13 protein-coding genes, 1 pseudogene and 1 riboswitch are annotated in these 14,410 nt (G+C 75.1%); of the genes and pseudogenes, 7 read left to right on the top strand and 7 right to left on the bottom strand.

Annotated features, from left to right (window positions below; all coding sequences use genetic code 11):
* The 4 genes from GTW08_RS03950 to GTW08_RS03965 form a co-directional block, all read right to left on the bottom strand.
* Positions 1-615, bottom strand: a 615-nt coding sequence (locus GTW08_RS03950; protein WP_161151437.1) for an AfsR/SARP family transcriptional regulator, incomplete at its 3' end; no start/stop codon positions are given.
* Between the two features lie 218 nt (positions 616-833).
* Positions 834-1,784, bottom strand: a complete 951-nt coding sequence (locus tag GTW08_RS32830; RefSeq protein ID WP_073574903.1) for an ATP-binding protein — start codon at positions 1,782-1,784, stop codon at positions 834-836.
* Complete coding sequence (locus GTW08_RS03960; protein WP_073574902.1) at positions 1,781-2,698, bottom strand: MEDS domain-containing protein; 918 nt, start codon at positions 2,696-2,698, stop codon at positions 1,781-1,783. The genes GTW08_RS32830 and GTW08_RS03960 overlap by 4 nt, the downstream gene beginning before the upstream one ends.
* A 295-nt stretch (positions 2,699-2,993) precedes the next feature.
* Entirely contained in the window at positions 2,994-3,521 is a 528-nt protein-coding gene (locus GTW08_RS03965) for an OsmC family protein (RefSeq protein ID WP_073574901.1), read from the bottom strand.
* 189 nt (positions 3,522-3,710) lie between these two features.
* Here GTW08_RS03965 and GTW08_RS03970 point away from each other — a divergent pair, with 189 nt between their 5' ends.
* The 5 genes from GTW08_RS03970 (at position 3,711) to GTW08_RS03990 (ending at position 7,098) form a co-directional block, all read left to right on the top strand.
* A complete protein-coding gene (locus tag GTW08_RS03970; protein ID WP_073575336.1) occupies positions 3,711-4,349 on the top strand; it encodes a CDP-alcohol phosphatidyltransferase family protein in 639 nt (212 codons plus the stop codon).
* A gap of 10 nt (positions 4,350-4,359) precedes the next feature.
* Positions 4,360-4,752: a glycine cleavage system protein GcvH gene (gene gcvH / locus GTW08_RS03975; RefSeq protein ID WP_073574900.1), complete on the top strand. Its 393-nt coding sequence runs from the start codon at positions 4,360-4,362 to the stop codon at positions 4,750-4,752.
* A gap of 183 nt (positions 4,753-4,935) precedes the next feature.
* Positions 4,936-5,388 (top strand): glycogen accumulation regulator GarA, encoded by a 453-nt coding sequence (gene garA, locus GTW08_RS03980; RefSeq protein ID WP_073574899.1) that lies wholly within the window; start codon positions 4,936-4,938, stop codon positions 5,386-5,388.
* Between the two features lie 382 nt (positions 5,389-5,770).
* On the top strand, positions 5,771-6,247 hold the full coding sequence (locus GTW08_RS03985; RefSeq protein WP_010224693.1) for a bifunctional nuclease family protein: 477 nt from the start codon (positions 5,771-5,773) through the stop codon (positions 6,245-6,247).
* Positions 6,248-6,558: 311 nt separating this feature from the next.
* Entirely contained in the window at positions 6,559-7,098 is a 540-nt protein-coding gene (locus GTW08_RS03990; protein WP_062403020.1) for a MerR family transcriptional regulator, read from the top strand.
* A 16-nt stretch (positions 7,099-7,114) separates the two neighbouring features.
* Here the strand turns inward: GTW08_RS03990 and GTW08_RS03995 are convergent, their stop codons facing one another.
* Positions 7,115-7,414 (bottom strand): YiaA/YiaB family inner membrane protein, encoded by a 300-nt coding sequence (locus GTW08_RS03995; RefSeq protein WP_062394965.1) that lies wholly within the window; start codon positions 7,412-7,414, stop codon positions 7,115-7,117.
* 73 nt (positions 7,415-7,487) lie between these two features.
* Positions 7,488-7,582, top strand: a riboswitch (glycine riboswitch).
* Positions 7,583-7,750: 168 nt separating this feature from the next.
* Between GTW08_RS03995 and gcvP the strand changes: the two genes are divergently transcribed.
* Both gcvP and GTW08_RS04005 read left to right on the top strand, forming a co-directional pair.
* On the top strand, positions 7,751-10,642 hold the full coding sequence (gene gcvP / locus GTW08_RS04000) for an aminomethyl-transferring glycine dehydrogenase (protein ID WP_161151438.1): 2,892 nt from the start codon (positions 7,751-7,753) through the stop codon (positions 10,640-10,642).
* Positions 10,643-10,695: 53 nt separating this feature from the next.
* Positions 10,696-12,081 (top strand): chloride channel protein, encoded by a 1,386-nt coding sequence (locus GTW08_RS04005; protein WP_161151439.1) that lies wholly within the window; start codon positions 10,696-10,698, stop codon positions 12,079-12,081.
* 86 nt (positions 12,082-12,167) lie between these two features.
* Here the strand turns inward: GTW08_RS04005 and GTW08_RS04010 are convergent, their stop codons facing one another.
* Both GTW08_RS04010 and GTW08_RS04015 read right to left on the bottom strand, forming a co-directional pair.
* Positions 12,168-14,039 (bottom strand): TIM barrel protein, encoded by a 1,872-nt coding sequence (locus tag GTW08_RS04010; protein ID WP_161151440.1) that lies wholly within the window; start codon positions 14,037-14,039, stop codon positions 12,168-12,170.
* Positions 14,040-14,088: 49 nt separating this feature from the next.
* Positions 14,089-14,410: pseudogene (locus GTW08_RS04015) on the bottom strand (shikimate dehydrogenase); the annotation flags it as partial.

Genomic DNA, 14,410 nt, shown 5'->3' on the forward strand with positions numbered 1-14,410 from the left:
CTCGACCAGGGCGCGGCGCGACCGCTCGCGGCTCGGCGCGGTGGCGACGGCCCGGCGCGCGACGACGACGGCGTCGTCGTGCCGGTCGGCGGCGGTGAGCGTGCCGGCCAGTCCCTCCAGGGCGGACAGGCGCAGCTGGCGGAACCGTTCGCGCTCCACGGCGATCCACGCCGCGGTCCACGACGGGAGGATGTCGGCCTCCAGCAGCGCGGTCTCCGGCGCGCCGATCTCACGCACGGTGCGCAGCATGCTGGGCGCGGACAGCCCGCGGATCAGGAGCATGGCCTCGGTGAGATCGACGACCACGTCGTCGCCGAGCTGCAGCCGGCCGAGGTGGTCTGCGTCGAGCAGGCCCGGTACGTCGACGCCGGCGACGGCCTCGTCGAGCAGCCGGGCCGCGGGGACGGGACCGACTCCGGGCCACAGCGTCGCGGCGAGCGCCGCGGTCGGCTGCGGCCGCCGGTGGACGGCGAGATAGGCGACCAGGCGACGGGAGTCGACCGGCAGCGGGACGGCGCGGTCGCCCGCGCGCAGCCCGAACGAGCCCAGCACCCGCACGTGCGGGGTGGAGGTGGGAGTGCTCTGCTCACTGGATCGACAGTGATCGTCGGACATGGCCGTTTCCCCGGATCGGTCGTGACGTGCGGCCCGCGATCGGCTCCGTACGGAGCCGGGGCGCGCCGGGCGGGAGGGCCTCGGATCGCGGAGCAGGCACGACGGAACCGCACCGACACGGACGGCGGGCGGCGTCTCCGTGTGGTGTCGTGGGACGAGGATAGCCCAGCAGTGCCCACGGTGTGAGATCCGGGTACGGCCGGATGGTGGGATCTGCGTCAGGCCCGGGAGAGCAGCCGGACGTGGGTCCCGTCCGGGGCCCGCCAGACGTGCAGGCTGTCGCAGAGCTGCCGGGCGATCCAGGTCCCGCGCCCCCGTGCCTGCGACGGGTGCGGCGGCGCCAGCCCGATCAGCGGCAGCGCGATCGCCCCGCTGTCCTGCACCTCGCAGACCAGCTCCCCGTCGCGCGCCCACACCGACAGCCCCGCCTCCGGGGAGCCGTGCTCGACCGCGTTGGTGGCGACCTCGTTGACCGCCTGCACCATGTCCTCGCCGCGTGCGGTGTCGAACCGGCACACCCGGGCGGCCTCCTCGACGGCGTCGCGCACCCGGGACAGCTCGAAGGTGTTGTAGGACAACGTGACGTCCGGCGGTCCGAGCAGGTGCGGCGGCGCGATCGGCAGGGCCGCGAGCACCTCGGCGGGCGGGCGGTGCCGCGGGTTCTCGGTGAGCCCGGAGACGCGCAGCCCCAGCGGGTGGTTCACCACCGCCGACTCGCCGACCGCGCCGTGCAGCGGTAGCCGGGGGTAGGCGCACACCTGCAGGATCGGTAGCCCCGCGAGGGAGATGTTGAGCGCGGCCTCCAGCTCGACCCAGAACCCGCCGTCGACGCCGTCGAGGTCCGGGTCGTGCGCGCTCACCACGAACACCGGGCGGCCCGAGGAGGTCAGCGCCCGCAGCTCCCGGGCCCGCCAGGCGGCGACGGTCTGTCCGGACTCCCGGGCCGAGCTGGTCAGCGAGGTGAGCCTGCCGAGCTCGACCTCGTCGCCGAGCTCGTCGTGCAGCGCCTGCTCCAGCGGTGCGGGCAGGTCCACTGTGACCCGGGCGCCGGTGTCCCGCGCCGCGGCCCGGGCGGCCGGCGCGACGGCGGCGAGCAGCTCCACCGGGTCGTCGGCGTGCACGAGGGCGTGCCGGAAGCCGGGCGGGCGGGGTGCGGCGTTGACCTTCACCGGAGCTGTCCTCCCGGGTACACGACCTCGGGGGCCGGAGGGTGGTCGTCGAACACGAGCTGGGGGGAGAAGGCCGCGCCGCAGCGTTCGAGCACGCGCAGCACCCGCGGCCGGACCCGGTGCAGCACCAGGCGGTGGGTGGCCGGGAAGCTCTCGGCGGCGTGCACCAGCGCGACCGCGGTGGCGACGTCGACGAACCGCACCGAGGCCAGGTCCAGGCCGATGTCGGTGGAGGCGTCCGCGGAGCGCAGCGCGGCGTCCAGGGCCGAGTGCAGCAGCGAGGTGATCTTCGAGCGGTTGCTGTGGTCGACCTCGCCGGCCAGCCGGGCGTGGCCGGTACCGAGGCGCACGATCCGGAGCAGGCCGTCGTCGTAGGCGGTGGAGCAGGGGACGTGGTCGCGGTGCAGCGCCCGCATGATGTCGATCTGCTCGGCCGGGAAGTGCTCGGTGTCGTAGGTGCACAGCGCGGTCAGCCCGCCCGCGCTCTCGCGGATCAGCCGGGCCAGCAGGCCGTCGTACTCGGGCAGGGTGCCCGCGGCGCCCGCCTCGAGCACCGAGTGCATCTGGCCGGTCATCCGGGTGCCGTTCCAGCCGAGCTCGCGGGAGCGGGCGACCTCGCCGGACATCCCGGCGTGCACCTCGGACAGCGGGGTGCGGAAGGTGCGCCGGGTCCGTTCGGCGGGCAGGATCTCCAGCTGGCCGTGGCGCAGCGGGTCGTCGACCTCGACGCCGTCCTCGACGAGGCGGCGGAGCAGGACGTCGGCGGCGCCGTCGTCGTCGAAGTAGAGGATGCGCTCGCCCCGGTCGAGACCGTGCGCGACGTAGGCGGCGGCGAGCTCGCCGAGGTGCTCCGTACTGTCCGGGACCGCGCACACGTGATCGCCGGACGTCAGCGCGTCCGCCAGTTTGATCACGTCTCACCTGCCGCGTGCGCCCCGCCGCCGCACGTCGCGGCGCCGGGCACACCCCGTCACGAACTCCTGGACGGATCAACCGTACGGAGGCCCTCGGCGGGGACCGGAGACCTCGGAGTGTGTGGGGCGCCGAACCGACGGTGACACGCGACGAGCGGATCGCCACCGGCGGGCGACCAGGGTCGGCGGACCCGGTCCGACCAGGACGTACGGCCGTTCGGCGCTGCCCGGTGCACGCCGGACGGCGGTGGCACCCGGTGTCCGGGTGGTCACCGTCCGGCGCGCCACGGGCGGGTCAGGCGGCCGGGTTGACCGCGACCGAGGTGGTCGCGCTGCCCTGGACGGTCTGCAGGACGACGCAGTACCGCTCGGTCAGCTTCACCAGGGTCGCGACCTTGTCCTCGGCGGCGGGCGCGCCGCCGTCGCGGACGTCGACGTCGAAGGACAGGCGGATCTCCCGGAAACCGACCGGGGCGTCCTTCGCGACGCCGAGGGTGCCGCGGAAGTCGAGGTCGCCCTCGGCGCGCACGGCGCCGAGCACCTCGAGCTCCAGCGCGGTGGCCACCGCGCGCAGGGTCACCCCGGCACAGGCCACCAGCGCCTCCAGCAGCATGTCGCCCGAGCACAGCTGGGTGCCGTCGCCGCCGGTGGCCGGGTGCAGGCCCGCCTCGGCCATCGCCTGGCCGGTCGAGACCTTGCACGCCACACCGGAGCCGAGCTCCCCGTCCGCCTTCAGGGTGATGACCGCCGACTCCGGGTCGTCGCGGTACTGCTGCTTGAGCGGGGCCTGGATGTCGCGCAGGGAGATGTTGGTATCGGTCATGTCCCCATCCTCACCCCGACGGGGCGGCCCGCACACCCCGACCCGACGACTAGGGTGCCCGATGTGGGCGGGGAGAGCGACACCGGACGGGCGGCAGCGGTGCGCCGCAGCGCCCGCGAGGCCGCCGACTCGGTCCGCGAGGCCCGCGACACCGTCCGGGACACGGTGCGCGACACCGTCCGGGACTCGGTGCACGACACCGTCGGCCCGCCCACCGACGACGACCGGCTCTGGACCGTCCCGAACGCGCTCAGCATGCTGCGCCTGGCCGGGGTGCCGCTGTTCCTGTGGCTGATGCTCGGCCCGGAGGCCGACGGCTGGGCCGTCGCGGTGCTGGCGATCGGCGGGTTCACCGACTGGCTCGACGGCAAGCTCGCCCGCGTCCTCGACCAGTTCAGCCGGTTCGGCGCCATGCTCGACCCGGCCGTGGACCGCCTGTACATCCTGGCCGCGCTGGTCGGGCTGGCCGCGCGCGACATCGTCCCGTGGTGGGCGGTGGTCGCCCTGGTGGCCCGCGACGTCGTCCTCGCCGTCTGCGTGTTCGTGCTGCGCCACCGCGGCTACGGCCCCTTCGAGGTCGTCTACCTCGGCAAGGCCGCCACCTTCGTCCTGCTCTACGCCTTCCCGCTGCTCCTGCTCGGTGACGGCCCCTCACCCGCCGAGGCCGTGGTCGGCGTCGTCGCGAACGCCTTCGCCATCTGGGGCGTGGCCCTCTACCTGTGGTCGGGGCTGCTGTACCTGGCCCAGTTCCGGCTGGCGCTGCGGCGCCCGGCGCCGGGCGCCCCGGCCCCGTCGACCCGGTTCGATCACGGCGGCGCCGGGGGATAGGCTCCCCGGTGTGAGCTCGGAGATTCCGTCGGACCTGTCCTACACCGAGGCCCACGAGTGGGTGCGCCGCAGCGGGGACGGGGTGGTCCGGGTCGGCATCACCGACCACGCCCAGTCGCAGCTCGGTGACGTCGTCTTCGTGCAGCTGCCGGCCGTCGGTGACACCCTCGCCGCGGGCGACGCCATGGGCGAGGTCGAGTCGACCAAGTCCGTGTCGGACATCTACGCCCCGGTCGGCGGCGAGGTCGTCGCCGTGAACGACGGGCTGGACGCGGGCCCGGAGCTGGTGAACTCCGCGCCCTACGGCGACGGGTGGATCGTCGAGATCCGCCTGGCCGAGGGGGCCTCGCTCGACGGCCTGCTCGACGCCGAGGCCTACCGCCAGCTGGCCGACGGCGCCTGAGCCGGTCCGCCCGCCGCACCACGCGGCACGGCGCGCCGCCCTCCGTATCGCCCCGGCCGCTCCGACCGGTAGGTTCACATCCCCTGGACGTGCCGTCCGGAAGGGACCGGGACACCGGCCCCGCACCGCCCTGACCGCCCGGACACCGTCCGGGTACCGCATCCGCGAGGAGGAGTCCCCGAGGTGACCACGAACGACCCGCGCGACGTGCCACCGGAGCGCGCACCGGAGACCACGTCGGTCTTCCGGGCGGACTTCCTCGCCGACGTCGAGCAGCCGGCCGCCGAGCCCGCCGTCTCGGGTGTCGACGGGCTGCCCGCCGGGTCGGCGCTGCTCGTCGTCCGGCGCGGTCCGAACGCCGGCTCGCGCTTCCTGCTGGACGTGCCGACCACCAGCGCCGGCCGGCACCCCGACAGCGACATCTTCCTCGACGACGTCACCGTCTCCCGGCGGCACGCGGAGTTCCGCCGCGACGCCGGTGAGTTCGTCGTGGTCGACGTCGGCAGCCTCAACGGCACCTACGTCAACCGCGAGCCGGTCGACACGGCGGTGCTCGCCAACGGCGACGAGGTGCAGATCGGCAAGTTCCGCCTGGTCTTCCTGACCGGGCCCCGTGAGACGGGCGCCCAGGGCTGATCCCGGGTCCTTGCGGCGGCGCCGTCGGTGCCGTTCACGGACCCCCGCGGACGACCGGCCCGTCGCACCAGGGGTGCTCCCGTACCCTCTGGTGCGACGGGCCTTCTGCGTGGACGGGGACCGGCGGGTGTCGAGCCGACACGCCGTGCGCGACGGGCGTGTGACGATCGTCGAACGGACCCCGTCACTCCCCGTCCGGAGGCGCGCGTCGGGGCGGACCGCCGTGTAGCGTCATCAGGTGTCGGTGGCAGTGCGGTGGCAACGACACGGAGCCCGTCGGGTCCGCCGCACGGGTCAGGGCGAGCAAGGCGATCAGGGCGGCCGGGGTGGCGTGTCCACCCGGGTGGCCCGACAGGCCCGACAGGGCCGGGGAGGCGGGCTGATGAGCGAGATGCGCGTCGTGGGCGTCCGGGTCGAACTTCCGGCGAACCAGCCGATCCTGCTGCTGCGGGAGACGAACGGCGACCGATACCTCCCGATCTGGATCGGATCGGTGGAGGCGACGGCGATCGCCCTGGAGCAGCAGGGGGTCAAGCCCGCGCGGCCGCTGACCCACGACCTGCTCAAGGACGTGATCGGGGCACTCGGGCGGCGGCTCGAGCAGGTGCGGGTGACCGACCTGCAGGAGGGCACCTTCTACGCCGAGCTGATCTTCGACGGCGGCGTCACGGTGTCCGCGCGGCCGAGCGACTCGATCGCGCTGGCGCTGCGGACCGGTGTCCCGGTGCACGCCGACGAGAGCGTCCTCGCCGAGGCGGGTCTGGTCATCCCCGACGAGCAGGAGGACGAGGTCGAGAAGTTCCGCGAGTTCCTCGACTCCGTGTCGCCGGAGGACTTCCGCGGGGCCCAGCCGGGCTGATCCGTCCGGGTGACCACCGCCGTGACCCGGCGGTGGAACCGGATGGACCACGGTCCGACCGTTCACCGACGTCACCGACCGTTCGGCGGCTGTACGCCCTCCGTACCCGGCAACCCGGGCGGGTGTCCGGTACGCCCGGGTCGGCGAGCCGCGTTGACCGCCTCGGCCACTGGGCCTACCGTCATCACGACTGATGACATCCGTGGAACTCATCCACTACCCAGAGTCACCTGGTAGGAGAGGTCACGGTCCCGACCGAGGGAGAACGCGCGGTGCAGACGCCACCACCCGAGGGGCCGGGTCAGGGAGAGCTGTTCCCGGACCCGCTCGTCGGTGAGGGGCTCGACGGGGTGACCGACCGCCTGGTCGGCTTCCGCGGGCCCACCGCGTGCCAGGTCGTCGGCATCACCTACCGGCAGCTGGACTACTGGGCCCGCACCGGGCTGGTCGTGCCGTCGATCCGCGGCGCCGCCGGGTCGGGCAGCCAGCGGCTGTACTCCTTCAAGGACGTCCTCGTCCTCAAGATCGTGAAGCGGCTGCTCGACGCCGGTGTCTCGCTGCAGAACATCCGGATCGCCGTCGAGCACCTGCGCCGGCGCGGGATACGCGACCTGGCCGGCATCACCCTGTTCTCCGACGGCACCACCGTCTACGAGTGCACCTCCCCGGAGGAGGTCGTCGACCTGCTGCAGGGCGGCCAGGGCGTGTTCGGGATCGCGGTGTCCGGGGCGATGCGCGAGATCTCCGGCGTCATCAAGGACTTCCCGGCCGAGCGGGCCGACGGCGGCACCGTCGACGAGGCACCCGAGGACGAGCTGGCCCGCCGCCGCGCGCGCCGCGCGATCTCCTGACGCCGCTCCGGCAGGCCTACGCGACGGCGCGGAACGGGTCGTGCTCGGCCAGCAGCTTCTCCATCCGCGCCTGGTCGACCCGGTTGACCACGGTCAGGCTGTCCTGCCGGTCCCGAACGCACTTCGCCAGGGTGAACGCCGAGGTGATCGCGTACAGCACGGCGATGGCGAGGAACGCCTTCACCCACCCGTCGACGGGCAGGTAGACGGTTCCGACGACGACGGCCGCGAGCGACACGCCGAAGGACAGCATCGCCTGCGTGTGGAACGCGGCGGTGGTGGCCGGAGTGGTGTTCGGAGCGCTGGTGTTCGACATGGCAGGAAGTGTGACGAGCCGGCGCAGGCGGCGACGCCGCAGAACTACGCAGGTAGGCTGGCCCGGTAGTCGTCGACGCCGCGCGGGAGAGCCCCGGGGAACGAGCCCGGGCGCCGAAGGAGCAACCCCTTCCCGGAATCTCTCAGGCACACGGACCGCGCGGTCGAGGCGCCTCTGGAAAGCGACGGGCCGCACACGCACGCGGGGCGCCCGTCCGCCGACGGGGAAAGCCGGAAGCCTCCGGTGAATCTCTCAGGCGCCCGGTCTGCGGGTACGGACAGAGGGGGAGGGGCCAGTCGCCCTGCCCCGATCCGCCCGACGACCTCCGGAGGCGCCGTGAGCCCGACGTCCGAGCACCGTCCCACCCTCGCCGAGCTGGAGCGGGGGCTCCCGTTCGCCGAGCGCCACATCGGGCCCCGCCCCGATGACCTGGCCCGGATGCTGGAGGTGCTGGGCGTCGACTCCCTCGACGCGCTCGCCGCCCGCGCGCTGCCCGACACCATCCGCGACGACGCACCGGTCGGTGCCTCGCTGCCCGCGCCGGTCGGCGAGGCCGAGATGCTGGCCGAGCTGCGCGAGCTGGCCGGGCGCAACACCGTCACCGTCCCGATGATCGGCTACGGCTACCACGGCACCCGCACCCCGTCGGTGATCCGCCGGAACGTGCTGGAGAACCCGGCCTGGTACACCGCGTACACGCCGTACCAGCCCGAGATCAGCCAGGGCAGGCTCGAGGCCCTGCTGACCTTCCAGACGATGGTGTCCGACCTGACCGGGCTGCCGGTCGCCGGCGCCTCGTTGCTCGACGAGGCCACCGCCGCCGCCGAGGCGATGACGCTGCTGCGCCGGGCCAACCGCTCGACGAGCCCGCGGTTCGTCGTCGACGCCGACACCGTGGCCCAGACCGTGGACGTGCTGCGCACCCGCGCCGAGCCGCTCGGCATCGAGCTGGTCGTCGCCGACCTCGGCGACGGCGTGCTGCCCGAGGGCGAGTTCTTCGGGATGCTGCTGTCCTACCCGGGCGCGTCGGGCCGGGTCGCCGACCCGTCGGCGCTGGTCGAGGCCGCGCACGGGCGCGGGGCACTCGTCGCCGTCGCGGCGGACCTGCTGGCCCTGACCCTGGTCACCCCGCCCGGGGAGTTCGGCGCGGACGCCGCGGTCGGGTCCACCCAGCGCTTCGGGGTGCCGCTCGGCTTCGGCGGCCCGCACGCGGGCTACCTCTCGGTCGGGCAGCGCCACGCCCGTCAGCTGCCGGGACGCCTGGTCGGGGTCTCCCGCGACGCCGACGGCCACTACGCCCTGCGGCTGGCGCTGCAGACCCGCGAGCAGCACATCCGCCGGGAGAAGGCCACCTCCAACATCTGCACCGCGCAGGTCCTGCTCGCGGTCATGGCCGCCTGCTACGGGGTGCACCACGGCCCGGACGGGCTGCGCGACATCGCCACCCGCACCCACCGGATGGCCGCGGTGCTCGCCGCAGGTCTGCGCTCGGGCGGGGTGGAGATCGTCCACGACGCGTTCTTCGACTCCGTGCTCGCCCGCGTCCCCGGCCGCGCCGACGCCGTCGTCGCCGCCGCGCACGACGCCGGGATCGCGCTGCGCCGCGCCTCGGACGACGAGGTCGGCGTCGCCACCTCGGAGATCACCACCGTGGCGCACCTGCACGCGGTGTGGGCGGCGTTCGGCGTCACCGGGGTGGACGTCGCCGCGCTCGACGGGGACACCGCCGACGCGCTGCCCGCGGGCCTGCGCCGCGCGAGCGAGTACCTCACGCACCCGACGTTCCACGAGTTCCGATCCGAGACCGCGCTGATGCGGTGGCTGCGCCGTCTCGCCGACGCCGACCTCGCACTGGACCGCACGATGATCCCCCTGGGCTCGTGCACCATGAAGCTCAACGCCGCCGCCGAGATGGAGGCGGTGACCTGGCCGCAGTTCGCCGACCTGCACCCGCTCGCGCCGGAGTCCGACACCGCCGGCACCCGGGAGATGATCGACCAGCTGGAGACCTGGCTGGCCGACCTCACCGGCTACGCCGCGGTGTCGCTGCAGCCCAACGCGGGCAGCCAGGGCGAGCTCGCCGGGCTGCTCGCCATCGCCGCGTACCACCGCAGCCGCGGGGCGACCGACCGCGACGTCTGCCTGATCCCGGCCTCCGCGCACGGCACCAACGCCGCCTCGGCGATCATGGCCGGGCTGCGGGTGGTGGTCGTCGGGACCGCACCGGGCGGCGACGTCGACCTCGACGACCTGCACGCGAAGATCGCCGAGCACGGCGACCGGCTCGCTGCGCTGATGATCACCTACCCGTCGACGCACGGCGTCTACGAGGCCGGGGTCCGCGACGTGTGCGCCGCCGTGCACGACGCCGGCGGCCAGGTCTACGTCGACGGCGCCAACCTCAACGCGCTGGTCGGGGTCGCCCGCCCGGGGGCCTTCGGCGGCGACGTCAGCCACCTCAACCTGCACAAGACCTTCTGCATCCCGCACGGCGGCGGTGGGCCCGGCGTCGGCCCGGTCGCCGTGGCCGAGCACCTGGCGCCGTTCCTGCCCGGGCGCACGCCGCGGTCCGACGGCGGCGTCGGCCCGGTGTCGGCCGCCCGCCACGGCTCGCCCGGCGTCCTGCCGATCTCCTGGGCGTACCTGCGGATGATGGGCCTGGACGGGATGCGCCGCGCCACGCTGACCGCGGTGGCGGCCGCCAACTACGTCGCCACCCGGCTGCGGGAGCACTTCCCGGTGCTCTACGCGGGCGCCGACGGCACGGTCGCCCACGAGTGCATCCTCGACCTGCGCACGCTGACCAAGGAGACCGGGGTGACCGTCGACGACGTCGCCAAGCGGCTCATCGACCACGGCATCCACGCCCCGACCATGTCCTTCCCGGTGGCCGGGACGCTGATGGTCGAGCCCACCGAGTCCGAGGACCTCGCCGAGATCGAGCGGTTCGTCGCCGCGATGGTGTCGATCCGCGGTGAGATCGACCGGGTCGCCGCAGGGGAGTGGCCCGCCGAGGACAACCCGCTGCGGAACGCCCCGCACACCGCGGCCTGCCTGGCCGACGACAAGTGGGACCACCCGTACCCGCGGGAGCTGGCCGCGTACCCGACCGGGGTCACCCCGGGGGTGCACGACCGGAAGGTGTGGCCGCCGGTGCGCCGGATCGACGGCGCCCACGGCGACCGGAACCTGGTCTGCTCCTGCCCGCCGCCGGATGCCTTCGCCTGATCGGGCACCGGCCCGCCGGGCGAATGTCCGGACAGGGCGGGGATCATGGCGGGGTGTCACGCCGACCGAGTGAGCGCCTCCGGGTCCCCGCCCCCGTCCTGCGGACGCGCGTCGGGTCGAAGCGGGCCGCCACCGACCAGCCCAACGTCACCGGCGACGGCGCGTCGCCGCTGACCGTCCGGTTCTGGCTGCTGCTCGTCGTGACCGGGGTCGCCGCCGGGCTGTCCGGGATCGTGCTGATGGCGCTGCTGCACGCGGTGTCGGAGTGGGCCTGGGGGTCCGGGGCGGCGGAGGGGTTCCAGGCGGCGGTCGAGCGGGCCGACGCCTGGGGGCGGGTGTGGCCGCTGCTGGTGGCGGGGCTCGTCGCCGGGGTCGGCGGGTACCTGCTGCGCCGGTTCGTGCCCGGCCGCACCGACGTCGACGACGCGATCTGGACCGGCGACGCGCGGCTCGGGGTGCGCCGCAGCACCGGCACCGCGGCGCTGTCGGAGGTGGTCGTCGGGCTGGGCGCCTCGCTCGGCCGGGAGGCCGCGCCCAAGCTGATGGGCGGGGTGTGGGGCGCGGTCCTGGCCGGCTGGGGCGGGCTGTCGCTCGAGCAGCGACGGCTGCTGGTCGCCTGCGGCGCGGGCGCCGGGCTGGCCTGCGTCTACGACGTGCCGCTGGGCGGAGCGCTGTTCACCGCCGAGGTGCTCGTCGGCACCGTGCGGCTGCCGGTGGTGCTGCCCGCCCTGGCCTGCACCGCGACCGCCACCGTCGTCGCCTGGCTGTACCTGCCCACCGGGCCGGTCTACCCCGGCCTCCCGGTCCCGGTGGCGACGCCGTCGCTGCTGGTGTGGGCGGTGCCCGCGGGCGTGCTGATCGGGGTGCTCGCGACCGGCTGGGTCCGGCTGATCGGGTTCGTGTCGCACCACGGGCCCCGGCGGACGTGGTGGCGGATCGCCGCCCCGGTCGTCGCGTTCGGGCTGCTCGGTGTGGCCGGGCTGGCGTTCCCGCAGCTCTACGGCAACGGCGCGGACCTGGCCGAGCAGGCCTTCCTCGGCGGCGGGGCGCTGCTGCTGTTCGCGGCGCTGGCCGTGCTGAAGCCGTTGGTGACGGCGATGTGCCTGGGCAGCGGCGCGTCCGGCGGGCTGTTCACCCCGACGCTGTGCACCGGCGCGCTGCTCGGGGCCGCGCTCGGCGTGGCCTGGTCGGCGCTGTGGCCGGGCACCCCGGTCGGCACGTTCGCCCTGGTCGGGGCGGCCGCGATGATCGGGGCCGGGATGCAGGCGCCGCTGGCCGGCCTGGTGCTGGTGCTGGAACTGACCGGCACCGGGTTCGGGATCGCCGTCCCGCTGGTCGCCGCGACGCTGGTGGCGACCGCGGTGGCCCGGTGGCTCGACGGGTACTCGATCTACTCGGCGCGCCTGGCCGCGCAGCCGTCGCCGGAGCAGTCGACCTGAGACCGGGCGATCAGGTCCCCGGCAGCGGGGCGGCGTGCGCGGGGCCGGGACTTCCCCGACGAGGGCCGCGACGCCGGCGGGACCGCTCAGCCACGGGCGAGCCGGGACCGGCGGTGGGCCGCCATCCGGACCGGGGCGTCCGGCCAGCCGTGCCCGTCGTGCGTGCCGGTGCGCTGCACCAGGGCGAGGAACAGCCGTCCGCCGAGCAGCTCGGTGCAGGCCTGCAGGTAGTCGCCGTGCGCGTCGCGGTCGTGCAGGACCCCGAGCTCCCGGTAGGCGGCGACGGTGTCCGCGGGCAGGTCGAGCCGGGCGGCCAGGTCGTCGTGGTAGTTGGCGGGCACCGCGAGCAGCGGCACCCCGGCGGCCCGTGCCGCGGCCGCGGTGGCGAGCACGTCGTCGCAGGCCAGGGCCACGTACTGCGGGTCGGCGACGGCCGGGCTCCAGTCCCCGCGACGCAGCACCGACACGGTCAGCGCCAGCCGGACCCGGCGCCGGGGGTCGGCGAGCGCCCGGCTGCGGACCAGCCCGAACGGGGCCGCGTACTTCCCGTCGCCGACCGGGTCCAGGCCGAGGACGGCACGGTGGAACAGCACCGCCTCGTCGAACGCGTCGTAGGGCTGGGTCAGGCCGACGTGGTCGATCCCGGTGATCCCGGTCCCGGGGGCGGGCGCTTCGTCGACGCCGACGAAGTCGTGCGGCCAGGGCGGGCCGTGCGTGGCGTCCGGGCCCGCGTCGCCGGAGGTGCGGCACAGGAACAGCGCGGTGCCGTCCGGTGCGGGGATCTCGGCGAACTCGGCCTCCCCCGGCCCGGTCGCGCGGGGGACCGGGGAGGCACAGAGCCGGGCGGCCCGGCGGGCGGAGGCGTCCGGGTCGGGGGACTCGACGGCGATCGCCGCGACCGCACCGGACCCGGTGCCCGCCGCGTTGACGAGCAGCCGGGCACCGCCCTGCTCGAAGCGCTCCACCTGCTTGGTGCGGTGCACCCCGGTACGGCTGAACCCCAGTGCACGCAGCACCCGGCCCAGCTCCGGGCCCGCGGTCAGCTCGACGAACGCGGTCCCGTCGAGGGACGGCGCCGCGGTGGCGACCGGGTCGGTCCCGGCACCGGCCAGCGCGGTGGCCTCGGCGAGGGCGATCAGCGAGCGGCGGGCGTCGACGGCGGTGCGGACCGGGTCGGACTGGCGGAAGACGTCGTTGAACACCTCCAGCGACAGCGGCCCGGCGTACCCGGCCGCCAGCACCGGGGCGAGGAACGCGGGCAGGTCGAACCCGCCCTGACCGGGGAACAGCCGATGGTGACGGCTCCAGGACAGCACGTCCATCGACAGCTCCCGGGCGTCGGCGAGCTGCAGGAAGAACAGCTTCCCGCCGGGGACCTCGGCGATCCGGGCCGGGTCCGAGCCGCGGGCCAGGACGTGGAAGGAGTCCAGGCAGAGGCCGAGCGCGGGGTGGTCGGCGGCGCGCACGGCGTCCCAGGAGGCGTCCCAGGTGTCGACGTGCCTGCCCCAGGCGAGCGCCTCGTAGGCGATGCGCAGCCCGCGCTCGTGGGCGCGGGCTGCGAGGGTGTGCAGCTGGGCGGCGAGCAGGTCGGCGTCGGCGGCGGGGTCGACGGCGTCGGGGGACACCGAGGAGCACACCAGCACGGTGTCGGCGCCGAGCCCCGCCATGACCTCGAACGTCGCGTCCGCGCGGCGCAGGTTCGCCGCGAACCGGTCGGGGTCGGTCGAGTCGATGTCGCGCAGCGGCTGATAGAGGTCCACCGACAGGCCCAGGTCGCGGCAGCGGGCGCCGATCGCCGCCGGGGACCCGGGGTCGGCGAGCAGGTCCGGCGCGAAGATCTCGACGCCGTCGAACCCCGCGGTCGCGGCGGCGGCGAGCTTGTCCTCCAGCGTGCCGGACACGCAGACCGTGGCCAGGGACAGGCGCGCGGTCCCGGTGGCCGGGGTCGCGGTGGGCACGGTTCCGGTGGGCACGGTTCCGGTGGGCGCGGTTCCGGTGGGCGCGGTCTCAGGCGACACGGGCGGCCTCCTGCTCGGCGGTGATCAGCTCGGCGAGGTGGGCGAGCATCCGCGCCGGGTCCGGTGCGACGCCGGTGAACAGCCGGAACGCCTCCGCGGCCTGGTGCACGGCCATCGCGCCGCCGTCGACGGTGCGGCAGCCCGCGGCGCGCGCGGCACCCAGCAGCGCGGTGTCCAGCGGCCGGTAGACGATCTCGGCGACCCACGGGCGGGTCGCGAGCAGCGCGGGGTCGAACGGCAGGCCGGGGTGCTCGGCCATCCCCACCGGTGTGGCGTGCACGAGCCCGTCGGCGCCGGGGAGCAGCGCGGCC

This window comes from Pseudonocardia sp. SID8383, assembly GCF_009864975.1.
GTDB lineage: Bacteria > Actinomycetota > Actinomycetes > Mycobacteriales > Pseudonocardiaceae > Pseudonocardia > Pseudonocardia alni.

Excerpts from the sequence above, each read along its gene's own strand:
- GTW08_RS03965 (WP_073574901.1), bottom strand. The coding sequence starts at position 3,521 with ATGACCGATACCAACATCTCCCTGCGCGACATCCAGGCCCCGCTCAAG.
- GTW08_RS03985 (WP_010224693.1), top strand. The coding sequence starts at position 5,771 with ATGAGCGAGATGCGCGTCGTGGGCGTCCGGGTCGAACTTCCGGCGAAC.
- GTW08_RS03995 (WP_062394965.1), bottom strand. The coding sequence starts at position 7,414 with ATGTCGAACACCAGCGCTCCGAACACCACTCCGGCCACCACCGCCGCG.